Consider the following 17,057-nt stretch of genomic DNA (forward strand, 5'->3'; position numbering starts at 1 on the left):
CCCGATCAGCGCGTCGTGACGCGCGTCGATGGATGAACCGATGCCGATCGATCTTGATCCCGGCGCGCACAGAGTACCGCCAAGATCGCATGCCGCGAACAATCGATGATCTTTTTCACCGCAAGATCGAGAATGGTAGGTACATCGATGGGCGAGACGGCACAGATCGGATATGTCCAGCAGGATCAGGGGTCGAGCTGGCGAGCTCGGACAGCCACAATGACCGCCACTGTTCCAAGATCACCGAAGTCAGAGGAAGGCCCAGGGCACCATGCCGTCACATCTAACGCGACGGGGGCATCGTCGGCGATTGAGCACGGCGATCGCCGCGTTGCTCATCACCAGCACCGTCGGCATCGCACACCCGGCTCACGCCGAAACGCCGACTCCCGCACCGACCGTCCCTCCGGAAGCGCCCCCGATCATCGGTCAGCCGCCGCAGGACCTGGAAGGCGAGGAAGCTCCCGCCCCGAGGCCGGCCGACCCGGTCGGCAAGGCGCTCGACGAGGCCAAGAAGACAGGCGCGGCGGTGTCGATCCCGTCGATGACCGACGAATTCTCCACAACGGTCGCCACCCCTGACGGCTCCTTCTCCACGACCTACTCGGTCAGCCCTGAGCGGGTCAAAAAGGACGGCAACTGGGTCGACATCGACACCACTCTCGTCCGCAATGCCACCGGTGATTACGTGCCGAAGGCCGCGGCCGCCAACGTGACGTTTGGTGCCGGTGAGGACACCACCCTGGTGACTCTCAAGCGCGGAGGCAGCGCGCTGACATTCACCTGGGACTCCAAACTGCCGAAGCCGAGTATCAGCGGCGACACCGCCACGTACGCCGAAGTCCTTCCCGACGTGGACCTGCAGCTCACCGCGAACGCCACTGGCTACTCCTCCATCTTCGTGGTGAAGACGCGCAAAGCGGCCGCCGACCCCGAGGTGCAGGAGCTGACGCTCGGCCTGTCGGGCAAGAAAGTCAAGATCGCGCAGAGTACGGCTGGTAGCGCCGAGGCTGTCGACACCCGGACCGGCGAGAAGGTTTTCCAGGCCAACGCCGCGTTGATGTGGGACAGCACGCCTGACCTAGACACATCCGCAGAAAACGCCGCGGCCTTGAAACCACTCGACAGCCCCAGGGATGCCCATGAGGCGGCGTCCAGCCTCGGCCGCAACCGCGCCGCGGTCAAGCTCGGCTTCAGCAAGGGCAAGCAGTCGCTGACTCTCGACAAGACGCTGCTGAACGCGGCAACAACCAAGTACCCCGTGTACGTCGATCCGGACTGGTCGGCTTACTTCGGCAATCAATCCGCCTGGGCACGGATTTCCAGTAACGGCTGGAACGTCTACAATTCGACGGCCACGACCGGCTCCTACAGTGCCCGGATCGGGCTCGACGACTGGCCTGGCGGTGCTGGCGAACGCGCCCGCACCTATTACAAAATTAACACCTCGGGAATCAAGGGCGCGATCGTCAAGTCGGCGCATTTCAACGTCAAACACCGCTGGTCCGCCTCGTGCGCCAAGACGGCAGCGGTCGTGTACGCGACCGGCACGCCGGCCGGCTTCACCGACAAGACGCTGTACTGGGGCAAGGAGCCGCAACGTGGCTCGCTGCTCGACACCGAACTGGGCCAGGAACTTAAATGCGGCACGTCGAGTCCTGCAGCGAGCCCGGCAAGCTTCCCCTTCGACGTGACCAACCACATCAGGGACGCGGCCAAGAACAAATGGAACTCTGCCCATTTTCTGGTCGAGGCCAAGGACATGAGTGACAGAAATTCATGGAAGCAGCTCGGCTACAAGGGCGGCGCGAGTCTCTCCGTCCAGTACAGTTACCGTCCAACGCTGAACGCGGACGACAAGAAACAACATGTGTTCCCGTCCGTCAAGGACGACAGCGGCAGGGTCATCACCACGTCACGGACTCCGACACTGAGGTGGCGGGCCACCAACAGGTTTCCCAACGGCACCGAACGAAATCTCATGGTCGACTACCACATCGAAAATGTGGCCACCAAAAAACTCGTCACCTGGGGATATGGGCCGGGTGAAAACAAGTACAACAAGAACGGGTCCGACTGGCAAACTCCTGTAGCTCTGCCTGACGGCAACTATCGCTGGCGGGTCACCGCCAAGAATCAGGACGGATTGTGGGCACCGGCGTGGGGGCCGTACATGTACTTCACCGTCGATGCAACAGCGCCCGGTAGGCCGACTATTCGATCTACCCAGTTTCCCTCCGGAATGGTCGGGGACGCATATTCGGACAAAGGAAAGTTCGTTTTCGGAAACGATCTGAAGAATAACGTCATCGGCTACCTCTTCAGCCTCGACGGCAATCTGGCCAACGTCACATCAGCAACAGCGACGCCGTGGGTGGCAGGCACCGCTATCAAGCGGGGAGTCGCCTACTACGCGAAAGCCGACAACAGTGACGGCACCGGTGCGGTGGTGATCAATGGAAGCGCCGCGCCTGTCTTTGCCCCGGGAACGGCGGGAGCGCATGCTCTGGTAGCCAAGGCTGTCGATCAAGCAGGTACCACCTCTCTGCAGACCACGTACGAGTTCATCGCCGGCACGAGCACCCCGGTCTACGTCTACGGCGAGAAGTTGGTCTCCGGCTGGACGGCCACGAACACCGACGGGACCACTACGGTCGTTCCACCGTCTACCACGACCAGCACGACAGGCGAACTCGTCGTGCAGTCCGGCGGCGCCACCTGGCCCTTCGTGACCAGGCAGGTGAAGTTCGCCAACAAGAGCACGACGAGCACGGTGCGGGCGAACGACACCGCCACGTTCTACTTCAATCTACCGCACATCGGTCTGTGGCAGCTTGGCGCGAACCTCACCACCGCCGCTGACTACGGGACCTACTCCTTAACGCTGGACAAGGGCAAGGCAACCGAAACGGAGCTGATCACCTTTGACGCCTACAGCTCCCGCGTCAGCACGACCTACCGCAACCTGGGCATTCCCAAAGATGCCGACGAAACCCCCCTGGTGCTCGACCAGGGCCTGCACACTCTCACCTTGAAGGTGACTGGAAAGAATCCAAGTGCGGTCGGCTATCAAGCCGGCATCGACGTCCTGCGGCTGGCCCCCACGCTGACATGCGCGATCAACGACACTCGCGGCTGTCTCAACAACAAGGCCATCAGCAAGTTCACGGCGGGCACCACCCCCACTGTGACAACGGCCGACGCCGACGGGTACGGCCACAGCCTCGAGGTCACCGACCTACGCAACGCGGGATGGGCCCCCAATGCCACCGTCACGGCCCACGGTGCGGCGATCAAACTGCCGGGGGCCGGGGGTGACGGCAAAGACGACAACATGCTGTCCTCCGGTCAGGTCATCACCGTGCCGAAGACCGGCGTGGTCAACAAAGGCAACGCCGTGGTCTTCCTTGGCTTCGCCGTCAACGGCGCAGTGAAGAACGCCACCGGCCGGGTCACCTATGCCAAGGACAGCGGATGCAACGTCTCCAGCCAGGCCTACACCATCGACTGGGTGCCCGACTGGGCCTACCCGCCAACCGACAGCGCGGTACTGCCGATCAACCGGCGTAACCGCAACACCGCAGTCCAGTACACGAACCTGACGATGGGCATCGGGGCGTTCAGCATCCCGCTCGTCTGCCCCGACGCCGCAGTCACCAGCGTCTCTCTGCCGCTGGTCTCGGGCACCGTCGTTGACCACCCGAACGCCCTGCACGTGCTTGGCATCGGCATCCGGCCCGTCTCGAAGACCGGCAGCGGCAACTCCGCAACCCGCTGGGTCGGCACCTGGTCGTCCGCGCAGGACACGGCCGCCATCCCGGGCTTGACCCTGAACGGCCAGACCATCCGCATCCCGGTGCGGCTGAGCATCGGCACGGGCACCGATCCGGGCAAGGTACGCATCCGCCTCGACAACAGCCGCGGCAAGACCCCGGTCACCTTCAGCCGGGCCTCCGTCGCGCTGCAGGACCCCGCCTCGGGCGGCGCGGCGACCACCGGCGAACCCCTGCCACTGACCTTCGGCGGCAGCAACACGCTCACGCTCCCAGTCGGATCCGAACGTCTGAGCGACCCGGTCGACCTCGCCGTGCCGGACCTGACCACAGCACTGATCAGCCTCCAAGTTGCCGGCTCACGCAATCCCGTTCCTGGTCACCTGAACAGCCCCACGCCCTTCTACGTCAGCGCGACCGGCGGCGCCAACCACACCGCCGACATCGACGGCGCCGCCTTCACCGAATCGACAGCCACCGGACTGCCCTATCTCGCCGGCATCGACGTCAGCACGGCATCGGACGCGCCTGCCGGCGCGCTGGTCCTCTACGGCGACCAGACCATCAACTCCGACAGCGCAACCCGCGACGGGCGCAGCCAGCTCAGTGACCACATCGCCACCGCGTTGTCCACCGACGAGTTCGGCAACCCCTATCCCCTGCGCACCGGCGTTCTCAGCCAAGGCAGCAGCGCCGGCATCACCCGGTCGCTGCTGCCTACCGTCGGCAACGACGAGCTACCCCCGAACGCGTACGGGCTGACCGATCGCCAGATTCTCAGCCAGACCAACGCCCGTACCGTGCTCGTCTCGGCCGGTGCGGCTGACCTGCTGGCGTGCACCGGCACCGCCGACGCCTGTGCCGGTACCGTGCAGGCCAAGCTGCACGCGCTGGCCAACCAGCTGCAGCAGTACAAGGCCGACGACGCCTTGGACTACAGGGTGCCCCTGCCCACCGCGTCGCGCGGTGCGAAGGTCTACGTCGCGACAATCCCACCGTTCATCGGCACCTACACCGCCGTACAGGAAAACGCGCGCAAGCTCGTCAACGCGCATGTCCTCAGCGGCGGCGTCATGGCGATGGACGGCTACGCCGACGGCTTCATCGACTTCGCGGCAGCCGTATCCGCTGATGGCACCACCGTCAAAGCCGAACTCCTCTCGTCCGGTCGCCCAAACGACGACTACTATCGGACCCTGGCACAGCAGTTCGTCATCGACGTCCACGACGCGGACGCGGTCTACGGCGACGGCGAGGCCCCGGTTGATCCGAACTCCGGGCCGGTCGGGGAATGGGCCTTCAAGGAGGGCAAGGGAACCGGCGCGGGTGACAGCGGCTCAGGTTATCCGAGCGGAACCTTCCACGACGCGCCACTGTCCAACGTCGGGTGGGGCCTCGGCCGAGGAGCGGACCGCAAGGCCGGCGTCTTCAACGGCTCCACCAGCTTCGCAGACACCCAACTGCCGTTCAACACGGCCAGGAGCTTCACGGTGTCCGCGTGGGTGAAGCTGTCTGACAAGGCCACGGACCGGACGTTCTTCGCCAAACAGGGTGCAGAAAACGCCAACGACTCGTTCACCTTGCAGTACGACAAGGCCCGGGACGGGTGGCGAGCCCGGATGCCGTCGGCCGCCTCCGGCGACACCGTCAAGTGGTCGGAAGCGGTCAGCAACGACGAAACCCCGGTTCGCGTCGGTGTCTGGACCCACCTGGCGGCCGTCTACGACGCGTCGACCAACGCCCTGACCCTCTTCGTCAACGGCGAGGACCAGAGCACCGCCGACGAGGTCCTCTCCTTCAACAATCCCGACACCACAGCCTGGATCGGGCGCAGCGAGAAAACCTACTTCGCTGGGGACATCTCCGACGTGAGCCTGTGGCTGCGCCCACTGGCGATCGGTGACGTCCAGATCATCGCAGCTCCTAAGGCACCTACGGTCAACTGGCAGTTCGAGGATCAGAGCGCCGACATCGCCACGGACTCGTCGTACTCCGACCCGGCTGCCACCGGGACGTTCGCCGGCGGCACGAGCTGGAACGTGGAGGGTCACCCGCTGCCCGCCGATGCCACCGACGGCGTCGACGTCGACCGGGGATCCGTCAACCTTAATGGCACGGACGCCGCCGTGACGACTCGCGCACGGCTACGCACCGACCAGTCCTACACCGTGGCCGCATGGGCACGACTAACTTCGGGAAGCACGTACGTCAATGTGGTGGGTCAAGCGGGTGCGCATTCCAGTGCCTTCCAGCTCAACTACGGGTCGAACTGCAGGTGCTGGAGGTTCGTGCTCACCAACACCGACACCGACGCGAATCCCGCGTCGGTGATCGTCCAGGATCCCACGGCCACGGCGCTCAACACCTGGACACACCTCGCCGCCGTCTACGACGCCACCGCCGGCACCGCCCGGCTGTACGTCAACGGCGTCGAGGTTGCCCAAAACCTGGCAGTGCCGCCTCGTACCTGGAACGCGACCGGTGACTTCATCGTCGGTCGCGCCATGTGGAACAGCGCCCTCAGGGACTACTTCCCGGGCGGAGTCGATGACGTATCCGCCTACCAGGAGGCTCTCACCGGTGCCGAAATCACCAATCTGATGAGGAGTGAATCCGTCAAGGGCTGATGCCACACGCGCTTCGATGGCCGCCCAGGCGGCGGCCATCGAAGCCTCCCTTCCAGCACAGTCTTCAAGATCGCTACACTGCCCTGGTGACAGACGCTGATTCGTCGCCGACCTCGCCGAAGACATCCCGCAGGCTTGCTCTCGCCGCGATCCTCGTCCTCACGCTCGGCGTCGCCACCATCGGGTTTCTGGCTCTGCGCAAGGACGGCACCCAAGTCCGCTACGAAGTCGAGACGGGCAGCGGCCGCACCATGATGGTCGTGTACACCACTGCTGACGACATCGGTCTCGGCACCTACAGGTCCGACGTGCCGGGAGAAACCGTCAGCACGCCTTGGTCGACCACGGTGACGTTCGCCCAGCCCACGTCACTGATCAGTGTCTCCACCGACGCCGCCGAGAGCAGCGACATCGCCACCTGCCGCATCTTCGTCGACGGCGAGAAGGTCGCCGAGACCAACGGTATCGGCGGTACCAACTGCGAGGCCCGGATCCCCTAAACCTTAACGCCATCGACCGGGTCACGTACCAACGGCCATGTTCCAGCAGTGCCACGCAGCCGAGCCACCCGGATTTAGCCTCCGCGCCGCATAGGCGATGATCTCCCGCGTCCGCTCACGTCCGAGGATAGAAGGCGCTGCGCGTGAGCCGGTCTTCGACAACAGTGGCGTTACACCGTGGGAGGGCCAGGCGGCCGACGGTGTTCAGTGACAGACATTCCGTGGCCGGGGTGGTTCTTGGCCCAGTTGTCGTCGACGGCGTGCTTCCACGAGGTCACGTCTTCGAGGGTCTGCCGGATCAGCTCGTCCTTGAGGCGCTGCGCCTGCTGGCGGACTGTCTGCTCGTATGCCGCGCCGGCCAGGTCCGGCGGCGTGGCGGTCCGGCCCCTCAGAACATGGGGAATGCCTCGCGGGATAGTTGCGGTAGCGGCGGTTGGTGATTCCCCGATCGCCCCGTCATCTGGGCGGCGATAATCAGGCGCGTCTCTGATGCTCCGAGGGGGAAGATCGGCTGATGGTGCCAGGAAATGCAAGTTCGGAGTTGCCGCCGAAGAGCGCGGACGCGCTTCCAGATTCCACCGAGCCCAACGGGCCATGCCCCAGGTGCGGGCGGATCAGCAACTTCACGGTGGCCGGCAATGCTCCGGTCACCTTCAACGGCAAAACGACCGTCTTCAGCGGCAAGGGCAGCTCCCGCGATTTCGATGAACGTCTCTCGATTCTGGAGTGCCACGGCTGCGCGCAGAACATCGTTGTAGTCGAGGAGAAGTTCATCGGTGGCGTCGCGGCGCGTGATGGTGCCGAGTTCGGTGGTGCCATTCAGTGGCGCGGCATCCACTGGTGGCCGACGCCGGGCATGACGGCTCCGAACCCCGACGTGCCCGTCACTGTCGCTGGCGAGGTCACGGAGGGCACCCGCTGCTTGGCAGTTCAAGCGCCCCGGGCAGCGGTCGTGATGTTCCGCGGAGCCCTCGCGGAGATCGTCCAGGACCGTGGCTCGGCAACGGCGAAGGGCAAGCACACGCTCTTCGACCAGCTCAAGCAGATGACCGACGACGGCGATCTCGTTCCGGCGTTGTCGGACTGGGCGAGTCACATTCGCGTCCTGGGCAACGCGGGCGCGCATCCGAGCACCCTCGCGCCGGTCTCCATGGAGGAGGCCGAGGAGCTGCTGCGGCTGGTGAACGCGCTGCTGGACTACCTGTATGTGATGCCGGCGAAGGTCCAGCGGGCTCGAGCTGCTCGTCCGTAATCGTTCCGGGCGGCCTGGCGCGCGGAGCAGGTGGCGCCAGGCATGACCGGGTCGGCGTTATTGCGGGAGCGCGTTGATCACGTCCCCGATGACTCGGAGGAAGTCTCCCAGGTTGTGAAGGTTTCCGATCCCGATGCCGACCGCGATCCAGCCGAGGCGGCGGGACATGCGGAGGTCGAGCTTGAGTCGGAAGATCGGGTCAGAGGGGCCGGGGATCTGCTGCTGGGTCACGCTGCGCTCGCTTCGGGTCGTGGCTGAGCCTTCGGACGCATCCAGCGGGCGAGCCGGTATTGATAGAACTTGGTTGATCCAGTGGGGGTGAGCGGCGCCTCCTTGAAGACCTCGCGCCGTTCGACCAGGTCCAGGGCGACGAGCTTCTTCAGCCCGCGCAGGGTGGTGTCGGCCGACCACCCATACCACTCGTCCATGCGCTCGGCCGGGAACGCGTGCCAGGGCTTCTCCGCGGCGACCGCGAGGAGCATGGCCAGCCCGGGCAAGCCGACCTTCGCGTCGTAGCCCTTCGTCCAGAACGTGACGGGCAGGCGCAGGTAGGCGTCCTTGTCGGCGATGCCGGGCCGGGTGTAGTCGTTGCCGGAGCCGTCCTCGCGGAGCAGGGTCACCGAGATCTTGCGGCTGCCGCGGGCCCGGGTGAGTTTGACGAGGTCGCGGTCCGCGAGACGGTTCAGGATGCGCCAGGCCGTGGTGCGGGCGCCCTGCTCGCCGGCGGTGTAGAGATGGGCGTCGAAGAGCCTGGCCCAGACCAGGCTGTCCAGCTCGGTGGTCCAGCCGTCCTCGTTCACCTGGCTGTTCGCCGCGACGGTGATCAGGTAGGCGCGGGCGCCGCGCTCGTCACCGTTGGCGACGAACTCCTTGAGGGGCCCGTGGCGTGGATCCTCCCCGGGAGGGCGCTGGACGAAGACCCTGCGAAGTGGGACGGTGGAACGGATGGCGCGCTTGAGAAGGGCTGTCCGGGTCGCCTCGCCGGTGACGACCGGCTTCTCGACTTTCGGCTGACCGCTGCGTGTGTTGTTCATGCCGATGAAGGTAGGTCACGCAGCCCGCCGAACCCAACCGCGATAGTCGTCCTGGATCTGACTGTTCCAGCGGGTGTAATAGCGATGACCGTGATGCAATATCCGTGATGCAAGCACCCACTGCGAGGACCATGCGATAACCCAATGCTAGGCAGTTGGGCCGAGCCAGCGGCGGGCCCTGGCGGTTGGGGCGGGTCCTGCTTGTCACTTCGGCGCGGCAGGCCAGCCATTTCATCGAGATCCGCGAGCGCGAGGATTTTGTCCCTCTTGATCCCCTTCCTGGGGCGGATCGCGCCTGGCGCTCGCGCGGCTCACCGGTCAGCGCGGCGGAGAAGGTCCGCCGCGTAGTCCGCGGCGGGAGATCCCGCTGTGGCCGTCCACCGGGTCGCCGTGCTCAGGTGGAGGTCGAGTAGCTGGCTCAGGACGACTGCAGGCAGGTCTGCGGCGAGGTCGATCAGGGAGGTGTTCCGGGCTGGCCGGGCGTGGACGCCGAGGGCCTTCATGTTGCGCTGGAGCTGGTGGCTGCTGAGGTGCCCGCCGGGAACCCCGCCGGGGAACAACCACGGGTTCGAGTCGGTCCGGCCGATGGCGGCGTGTCCCTGCCGGCGGTCCCGAAGCGCCCGGAGCAGATCGTCCAGCGGCGGCGGGATCTGGATCGGCTCCGCGCCCAGCGTGAGGGTGAGGAGCACGCCGTCGTCGTCGATCTGGTCGATGGTGAGGGTGCTGATCCGGGTCAGCGGTTGGGCGAAGAGGAGCAGGATCAGGCCGGCGACCCGGTCGCGCAGGTCGAGGGTGTCGTCGTGCAGGAGTCGGCGGATCAGGTTCCAGCGCTTGTCGGTGTGGATGCCGGCGCCGGACAGGCGTTGTTGCCGGGCGGGAATCTTGACCTTCTGCGCGTGCCGGTTGCGGACGGCCCAGGCCAGGAAGGTTCGGGCCAGGACGCGCAGCCAGGCCGTGCCGGTCAGCCACTCGTCGATGTCGTGCTGACGGCAGTCGGCGAGGGTGGTGCCGTGCTGCCGGAGCCAGTTGACCAGTTCGGCGGCGGCCTTGATCTCGGTCCGGGCGCTGTTGATCTGCTCGTAGGAGGCTGGCTGGCTCCGGCGCCGGAGTCGGCGAAGGTGGTGCCAGGTCGCGAAGCTGCGGACGGTCCGCCGGTCCCCTGGGTCGATGACCCGGGCGGCGATCCGCAGGACCTGGTCCTCCAGCCGGGCGAGTTGTTCGTCGCGGGGCGGTATGGCACCGGCGGTGACGAGGGCGGCGCGGATCAGGCGGACGGTGCCGTAGGGCTGCAGCCGGTCGAGGGTCTCGTGGGTGACGGGTCCATGGCCGGCGGCGAGGTCTTGCAGGGCGCCCTGGGGTGAGGGGTTGCGCAGCCAGTGCATGACACTCGTCGCGTCGCCGTTCTTCAACGCGTCGAGCAGCGGCTCCCTCGAGCCGGGGATGACGCCGCGGCTGCACCTGATCGCCCGGCAGAACACCTACCCCACCTGTGAGCGTTTCCTGGTCGCTGCCCCGGTCGGCGTCCGCGACAAGGAAGACACCGGCTTTTCCGTCCTGTGGGCCTCGACGCTGGCCGCCCAAGGCACGGCCGGGCGACTCACGGAGAAGGAGATCGCATCATGATGTCGTCGGGGCGCGGATGCCCGGTCGCCGCGGCTGCCGCCGCTACAATCCAGGCGCGCTCGCGGGCGGTGCCGCCACCCGGGGGCGCTGCCGCCAACGGGCGAGCCGGCCCGGTTCCGGGCCTACTCCGTGAGCCGTGCGAGGAGCCGATGCAGACCTGGACCATCGACGGCCGGACCGCCACCAACCGGGCCGGCGCCGCCGAGCACCTCGGCCTCAGCACGGCAACGATCAACATGTACGCGTCCCCGGCCGGGCAGCGCCGCTACGGGTTCCCGGCGCCGCTGCCGCAGGCCGAGGGCCTGCCCCAGTTGTTCGCGCTGGAGGAGCTTGACGCGTTCGCCGCGGCGCGTCGTCCAGCACCACGGCCAACACCGCAACTGGATGCCTCCGCCGACGAGTTGGTCGGCTCCGCCGGGTTCGCTGAACTCATCGGGGTCAAGCCTGACACCTTCCACCGGTACCTCACCGACTCGTGGGCGGCCTGGGGACAGGAGCACGACGGCTACCTGCCCCGCCCGGACAACTGGCCAGGCCGGCCGGCGAGTGTGACCGACCAGGTCACTGCTCGGCTGGGGCTGGTAGCAACGATCTGGACGACTGCGGCCGGTGAGGTGATCAATGAGGCGGCTGTCGCGATGCGCCTCGGCCGCGACCTCGAGGAGATTCACCGATACCGCGCCGCGGAGGCGCGGCCGGCGCAGGTCCCGGCGCCGCTGCCGGAACACATCGACGGCCAGCTGGTGTACGACGGTGCTGCTGTCGACCGTGCTGCCGACAGCGGCGCCCGAGTTTCCCGGCGCGGCCGCCGCCCCGCCCCCGCGCTGATCCGCCATGGATTTGAGGGCGCGTCAGGCTCGCTCGTCAATCAGTTGGGTCTCGCCGCCCTTCTGGAGATTCCCGCGCCGGCCGTCGCCCGCTACGCCAAGGGCGGCACCTTCGGCTTCCCCACCCCGGTGGACGGGCTGGCCGAGCACGGCCCGTGGTACGCCTTCGGCGATGTGCTGGTGTTCGCTGCGCGGTGGGCATCGGAGCACCCGATGTGGCGGCGTTCCACGGTCGTCGAGTGGGCCACTGGCGATCGGAAACGGACCGGCGGCCGCAAGGCCGGGCGCCGGCCCACCGTCGGCGACCTGCGAGCGGTTCTGGACGAGGCCGGCGGGGATGAGCTCACCGTCGCGGAGATCGCCGCACGGCTCAGCGACCGGCTGAACACCGACGTGAGCTCGCAGGTGGTCCGCCGCCTCAAGCAGGCACTGGCAGCAGCGCCCGGGTGAAGAGGCGTTACTGGGGCAGCGCGGTGCGCTGCTACCTGGCGGCGGTTCACCGTTACCAGGTAGCGGCATTTCGGCCCGTACGGGATCATCGCAGCCCCTCCCAAGCAGGTGCGCTAAGCGACTGCCTCAGGGCCTCTGACTCGCGACTATTGCGTTGCTTGATCTGCGAAAAAGGTAGGCGGGTAAGGGTACTGATCTCGCGGGTCCCACGGACGGCGGCTACCGCAGCTGATTCGGCGTGGTGGTGCCGACTGGCCAGACAGGGTGAGCTCGCGCTGAGGGTGTAGTCGTAGTGGTCGTTGTGGTTGTAGCCGGCCACGGAGACGCGGTATCCGTCGGGTGTTTCGACGATGTAGGTGGGGATGTCGGGTTCAGTGCGCCGGTCGTCGTGGACGCGGTAGTGCTGTTGCTCCCAGTAGGCGGCCAGGTCGGGGATGACTTGTTCTTCAGGCCACGTGCCGCCGCTGGGTGGTACGACGGTGTATCGCTTCTCAACGAAGACGCGTCCAGCGGGGCCGCTATCGATGAAGCCGTCGCAGAGTGAGTCGTCGCCGCCGTCGCTGAATGTGATGGTTGCGCCGTCGGTTAATGCCGTCGCGGCTTGCTGGATCAGTTGGTCTACTCGGTTGATCGCGGTGGCTTGGTCATAGGCGGGTTGCACCGGCTCTTCCTGGTTTCTCGTGCACCCGGTGAGTGTGACGGCGAGGGTCATAGTGAGGGCGGCAGCAGGTCTGAGGTGGCGACGTTGCACTGCAGGGCTCCTGTGTTGCCGATGACGATCTATTCGGGCGGTGTTCTTGCGGGCGATGTTGTCCGGGGCCCCTCGCTGGGGATGGGAGGCGCTTCCTTCACGGGGTTGCCGGGGCCGCTGGCGAAGACCCGCGGTCGAGGTGGCGCTCCTGTTCGCGCTCGCGGTTGTGGCCGCCGGAGCATGGCCTGCCGTTGACCTGGGCGGCGACGGGAGTATCGCCAGCCAGGTCCGTGCTGTTGCTCAGTGTCAGCCTGCTCGGCGCACCGGATCGCTCCGGGTGCCCTCGTCCGGATCCGGGGCGGATGCCGAGTTTGCCGTTCTTCGTCGTCGCCAGTGATCTCCGCCACGGGGCCGGATCGGGACGTCAGTCAGGGCGAGTAGGCGGCGGGTGATGTAGTAGGAGACACGAAACTCGTCAGCGACTGCCTGAATGGATGGTTCGTCCGGTGCGGCGTATCGGGCGGCCATCTCAGCACCGAGCTTGGTCTCAGCCTTCTTCGAGGCGTCCGTCGCAGCACGCGCAGGTTTCGCCGTCCCTCGCTGTCGCCCAGTGCTTGCCGATGTCACCGTCCTGGGCCGCCTGCGCCGGCCCCGATAGCCGCCTTGGGCTCGGAGCGGGGTGCCGTTGTTCGTGAGGAGGCGATGTGCGGTGCCGTAGGAGACACCGAACGCGTTGGCGACAGCCTGGATGGATGGTTGATCAGCTGCGAGGTATCGGGTAGCCATCGCGGCGCCGAGTTCGGCCTGCTCATGTGGTGTTCGCTTCGGCCGGTGCGTGTGCTCGGCTGCGGGTCCGGGATAGGTGGTGTCGCGCGGCGGGGTGCTCATCGTTTCTCCTGGGGGGTGCGGGAGTGCGGCGCTGTGAGGTTCGAGATGAACCTCAGGTGGTGAGGTGCGCAATGAGGAGGGCCAGGCAGGCCGCCAAGATGAACAGGGCCAGCGTTACGCGTCGTGCCCGTTGGCGGGCCAGGTAGGCGGCGACGTTCTCGATGAGCTGCTCTCGGGTCGCGGGGTTGCTGGGTTGTGCGGACTGTTCGGGTTCGAGCAGGGCCGCGGCCTCGGGCCGGCTGAGCAGGTGGCCGATGGTGCGTGCGATGTCGGCGGGACGGTAGCCGGCCAGGGGATGGCGAGTTGCGGTGTTGTCATCGCGACGTGCCGTGGCTCGGCGGCGGACCGGCAGTCCTGGTGTGAGCTGCAGTGGCGTGACAGGTCGCTGGGGATCCGGGTTGCGGGCTGGGGTGGGGGTCAGGGTTTGCGGTGTGTGGGTGCATACCGTGGCGCGGTGGGTGTCGATGTAGATGGTGTCGGCGGCGGCCGCTTCGGGGTGGTGTGCGGCGACGAGGTTGTCCCAGGCGGGGGTGTCGCGTGCTTGGGTGAGCAGGGCTAGGAGGTGCAGGTTCTGGCGGCAGGCGCGCAGTGTCCGGATGAATGTGTCCAGGAGCGCGGTGCCGGTGCGCAGGTTGCCGTGGGGGTGGTGGCGCCAGGTCTGCCAGGCGTCGGCGAGGGTGTTCAGGGCGTCGGTGCAGTGGCCGGTGGTGTGCAGGCTGACGGCGAGGTCGATGGCGGCGGGGATCGCGTTCTGTGGCTGGTGGATGCGATAGCCGGCGAGTAGTCGGCGGCGTACGTCGATCGCGCGCGCGTGGTGGTCGTGCTGGTGCAGCGCCGCTGCGTAGGCCTCGGCGGCGGCGAGCCGGCGGGGATGCCCGCACGGGTAGTGCACGTGGCTGGCGTGGTAGGCGTGGCGTGCGGCCCGCAGTTGGTTGGGGCCGGTGGTGACCCGGGCGTACAGCGTGCACACGTCGATGAGGTTCGGATCGGCGAGGACGTGCGCCAGGTCCGTGGCGTGGACGTACGGCTCGAGTGTGGCGGCGGCCTCGGCCGGGCGTCCTGTGATGCTCAGGTGCAGCGCTGTCGTGACGGCGCGGGAGCAGTCGCTGAGGTCGGCGTCCGGTGAAAGGGCGTGGCTGACCTGTGTGGTCGGGTCGGGGGCGATGTCGGTGTGCGGTGGGTGGGACGGTCGGCGCTGCGGTCCCATGATGGTCTCTTTTCGGTGGGCTCGGCGCCGATGCCAGGACGCGAGCGGTGTCTGGTCGAGCGGGGAACAGTGGCTGGCTGTGCTGCGTGGGGGTTGGTCCGCGGTGCGATCAGCGGCGCGGCGCCCGGGTGTGGGCACGGCCGCGGTGCTGTCGGCCGATCGAGGCCGGGATTGGGGTGGGGGAGTGACTATGGGTGGCGGTGGATGAGCGCGGGGCTGTGGTCGTGAGCCGGGCGGCGTTTGACGTCGGCTTCGACCAGGAGGTTGTGGACGAAGCCGTACGAGCGGTGGATTTGGGCGGCGATGGCGCGGATTGACAGGGAGTGCCCGGTGTCGGGGCTGGGTGTGTAGAGGCTGACGACGCGCTGGCGCAGGTTGTCGCGGGCCTCTCCGGTGATGCGTGGCGACTTACGGCAGGGTTTGCCGGCACGTCATGATGTCTTCTTGGTGGGCTCGCTGGCGGGGTGGGGCATCGTGTACTCCGGGGCTGGTAGGACGGACGGGCCGGTGTGGTGTCAACCGTTCTGGTACGCCGGCGATGCCGCCGGCATCAGGCAGCGGTGGACGTGGCTACTCAGGGCGCCTCCGGGGCCTGACACCCGCTTTGCCCATCGCGGTCCGCGTGCCGATGGGGTGGATGGCTGTGTGCTGGCTGACCCGATGCACGGCCTGGAGGGGCGCTGACATCCCGGGTGTTGTTCGGGCTCGCCACTGTCGGCGGGGATGCCGGTGGAGTCACGGCTGGCTTGCGGCGGTTGGCTTTGTGGTGCTCTCTGAGCAGCGGGAGGTGGCCGGCGGCGCCGCCTAAGAGGCCGCCGCAGGCAATCCATGCCGGCCCGTCCCGGTCGTCCGGCAACAGTGCCGCGACGAGTGCCGTGACCAGGGCGAGACCCGCGAAGGCGATCGGGGCGTACGCGATGATCGGTGCTCGGATCGGGATGGTTCGCAAGTATCTGGCAGAGAGCCATATGCCGGCCACGACGGCCGAGATACTCGCCACCGGTATCAAGAGGTGCTGGTGCCCAGTCCTGATCAGCAGTTGGGTGACGCCTCCTCCGAGGAGGAAACACACCACTACGTCCAGCCACCGGGATAGGAGCAATCGGCTACCGATGCTGCGCCAGGGACTTTCCGGCGGTGGTGTCGCGTCGTGCATGTCGCATGCCTTTCGCCGGTGGTGTCAGGTCTCGTGTTCGCAAAGAGGGCGGCGCCTGGACCGGTCACCGGGGATGTCACACCCGTGCGGTGTGTGACATCCCCGGTGGTGGTCACCGCTGCCAGGTTGCTGGCGGCGGTGACCCGGTTGGCGAATCGGTGTGCCGAGGGGCGTGAAACCTCGGCCTGTGCCGATGCGCCGGTTCCGGTCGGGGTTGCTGGGGAGCGGAGGCCCGGGACCGGAACGTTCATGGGGTGGAGCGGCGAAGGGGGTCGCCGGAGCGGCTTGATGTCAACCCTGGTGGGCGCCCTGCCGGGTGGAGGTGCTGCTGCGGGAGGCGGCGTCCCGAGGTAGCGGGCCGGCGCGGGCGGGCCGTGCTGGAGGGCGGCGTTGCCGCCGAACCGGTCTAGACCAGGGCGGGTGAGGCGGTGGTGTCGGCTGCTCGGGCGGGTCGCCACATGCGGTGCAGGACCGTGCCGGGGGTGACCGGGATGGTCGCAGGCGACATGGTGCTGTAGCTGTGACTCTGATACAGCAGTCGGTTCTCCTCGTTGGTGGCTTCGAGGTACGCGGCGATGCCGTCGGCATCAAGCTGGCGGTGGGTGTGCTCCATCAGGGCACTGCCGAGGCCGTGGCGCCAGTTTTCGGGACGGACGGCGAGGAACAGCAGGTGCCAGTGCCGGTGGCCGGGGTGGTGGGTGTCCATCTGGTGGTCGAGGTGCTGGAAGCGGGGCAGGTCGTCGCCGGCGAGTTCGGCCAGGCGCTTGGCGTAGTCGTGGGGTTCGGTGACGTCGCCGGTGCGGTCGAACCAGATGGCGGCGGCGGTGGCGTCTTCGGTCATGACGACCTGTCCGGCGCCGTCGATGGCGTGTTCGATGAAGAGGCGGTACCAGTCGCGGGACACGGTCCGACGGCGGGCGGGGTCGGGTACGAGGTAGGCGATGACGGCGAGTTGCAGGAAGGCTTCCGCGACGATGTCGGCGACGGTGTCGACATCGCCGGGGCCGGCGAGGCGCAATGCGGTCATGA

The 17,057-nt window shown here is 67.2% G+C and carries 12 protein-coding genes and 1 pseudogene; 5 read left to right on the forward strand and 8 right to left on the reverse strand.

The genetic code is table 11. The annotated features are described in order from the left end of the window. Window positions 1–310: 310 nt before the first annotated feature. From LPA41_RS14210 to LPA41_RS42975, 3 genes are all read left to right on the forward strand, one after another. Entirely contained in the window at window positions 311–6,400 is a 6,090-nt protein-coding gene (locus LPA41_RS14210; protein ID WP_229070830.1) for a LamG-like jellyroll fold domain-containing protein, read from the forward strand. 86 nt (window positions 6,401–6,486) lie between these two features. Continuing rightward, window positions 6,487–6,900 carry a hypothetical protein gene (locus LPA41_RS14215; RefSeq protein ID WP_229070831.1) on the forward strand — a complete coding sequence of 138 codons (414 nt, stop codon included), beginning with the start codon at window positions 6,487–6,489 and terminating at the stop codon, window positions 6,898–6,900. 628 nt (window positions 6,901–7,528) lie between these two features. Further along, entirely contained in the window at window positions 7,529–8,152 is a 624-nt protein-coding gene (locus LPA41_RS42975; protein WP_229070832.1) for a DUF4145 domain-containing protein, read from the forward strand. A gap of 57 nt (window positions 8,153–8,209) precedes the next feature. Here the strand turns inward: LPA41_RS42975 and LPA41_RS14225 are convergent, their stop codons facing one another. The 3 genes from LPA41_RS14225 to LPA41_RS14235 all read right to left on the reverse strand — a co-directional run bounded on the left by LPA41_RS14225 (window position 8,210) and on the right by LPA41_RS14235 (window position 10,568). Continuing rightward, window positions 8,210–8,383: a hypothetical protein gene (locus LPA41_RS14225; protein ID WP_229070833.1), complete on the reverse strand. Its 174-nt coding sequence runs from the start codon at window positions 8,381–8,383 to the stop codon at window positions 8,210–8,212. Continuing rightward, a complete protein-coding gene (locus tag LPA41_RS14230) occupies window positions 8,380–9,186 on the reverse strand; it encodes a hypothetical protein (protein WP_229070834.1) in 807 nt (268 codons plus the stop codon). Before LPA41_RS14230 ends, LPA41_RS14225 begins: the two co-directional genes overlap by 4 nt. 311 nt (window positions 9,187–9,497) lie before the next feature. Further along, complete coding sequence (locus tag LPA41_RS14235; protein WP_229070835.1) at window positions 9,498–10,568, reverse strand: hypothetical protein; 1,071 nt, start codon at window positions 10,566–10,568, stop codon at window positions 9,498–9,500. Between LPA41_RS14235 and LPA41_RS14240 the strand changes: the two genes are divergently transcribed. Together LPA41_RS14240 and LPA41_RS14245 are read left to right on the forward strand one after the other, a co-directional pair. Beyond that, complete coding sequence (locus LPA41_RS14240; RefSeq protein ID WP_229070836.1) at window positions 10,567–10,809, forward strand: hypothetical protein; 243 nt, start codon at window positions 10,567–10,569, stop codon at window positions 10,807–10,809. The two genes, LPA41_RS14235 and LPA41_RS14240, sit on opposite strands and share 2 nt — an antisense overlap. Before the next feature lie 149 nt (window positions 10,810–10,958). Further along, on the forward strand, window positions 10,959–12,086 hold the full coding sequence (locus LPA41_RS14245) for a hypothetical protein (RefSeq protein ID WP_229070837.1): 1,128 nt from the start codon (window positions 10,959–10,961) through the stop codon (window positions 12,084–12,086). A gap of 85 nt (window positions 12,087–12,171) precedes the next feature. Here the strand turns inward: LPA41_RS14245 and LPA41_RS14250 are convergent, their stop codons facing one another. The 5 genes and pseudogenes from LPA41_RS14250 to LPA41_RS14260 form a co-directional block, all read right to left on the reverse strand. Continuing rightward, the gene (locus LPA41_RS14250) at window positions 12,172–12,798 is read right to left on the reverse strand and encodes a hypothetical protein (protein WP_229070838.1); all 627 of its coding nucleotides are present in this window, start codon (window positions 12,796–12,798) and stop codon (window positions 12,172–12,174) included. A gap of 285 nt (window positions 12,799–13,083) precedes the next feature. Continuing rightward, window positions 13,084–13,665 carry a helix-turn-helix domain-containing protein gene (locus LPA41_RS43275; RefSeq protein WP_374238158.1) on the reverse strand — a complete coding sequence of 194 codons (582 nt, stop codon included), beginning with the start codon at window positions 13,663–13,665 and terminating at the stop codon, window positions 13,084–13,086. A gap of 52 nt (window positions 13,666–13,717) precedes the next feature. Beyond that, window positions 13,718–14,872 (reverse strand): hypothetical protein, encoded by a 1,155-nt coding sequence (locus LPA41_RS14255; RefSeq protein ID WP_229070839.1) that lies wholly within the window; start codon window positions 14,870–14,872, stop codon window positions 13,718–13,720. A 188-nt stretch (window positions 14,873–15,060) separates the two neighbouring features. Continuing rightward, a pseudogene (locus tag LPA41_RS42710) lies at window positions 15,061–15,273 on the reverse strand (helix-turn-helix domain-containing protein); the annotation flags it as partial. 1,161 nt (window positions 15,274–16,434) lie between these two features. Beyond that, window positions 16,435–17,055 carry a GNAT family N-acetyltransferase gene (locus LPA41_RS14260; RefSeq protein WP_229070840.1) on the reverse strand — a complete coding sequence of 207 codons (621 nt, stop codon included), beginning with the start codon at window positions 17,053–17,055 and terminating at the stop codon, window positions 16,435–16,437. Window positions 17,056–17,057 lie beyond the last annotated feature (2 nt).

The sequence above is a fragment of the Actinoplanes sp. DH11 genome (assembly GCF_020873875.1).
Taxonomy (GTDB): domain Bacteria; phylum Actinomycetota; class Actinomycetes; order Mycobacteriales; family Micromonosporaceae; genus Actinoplanes.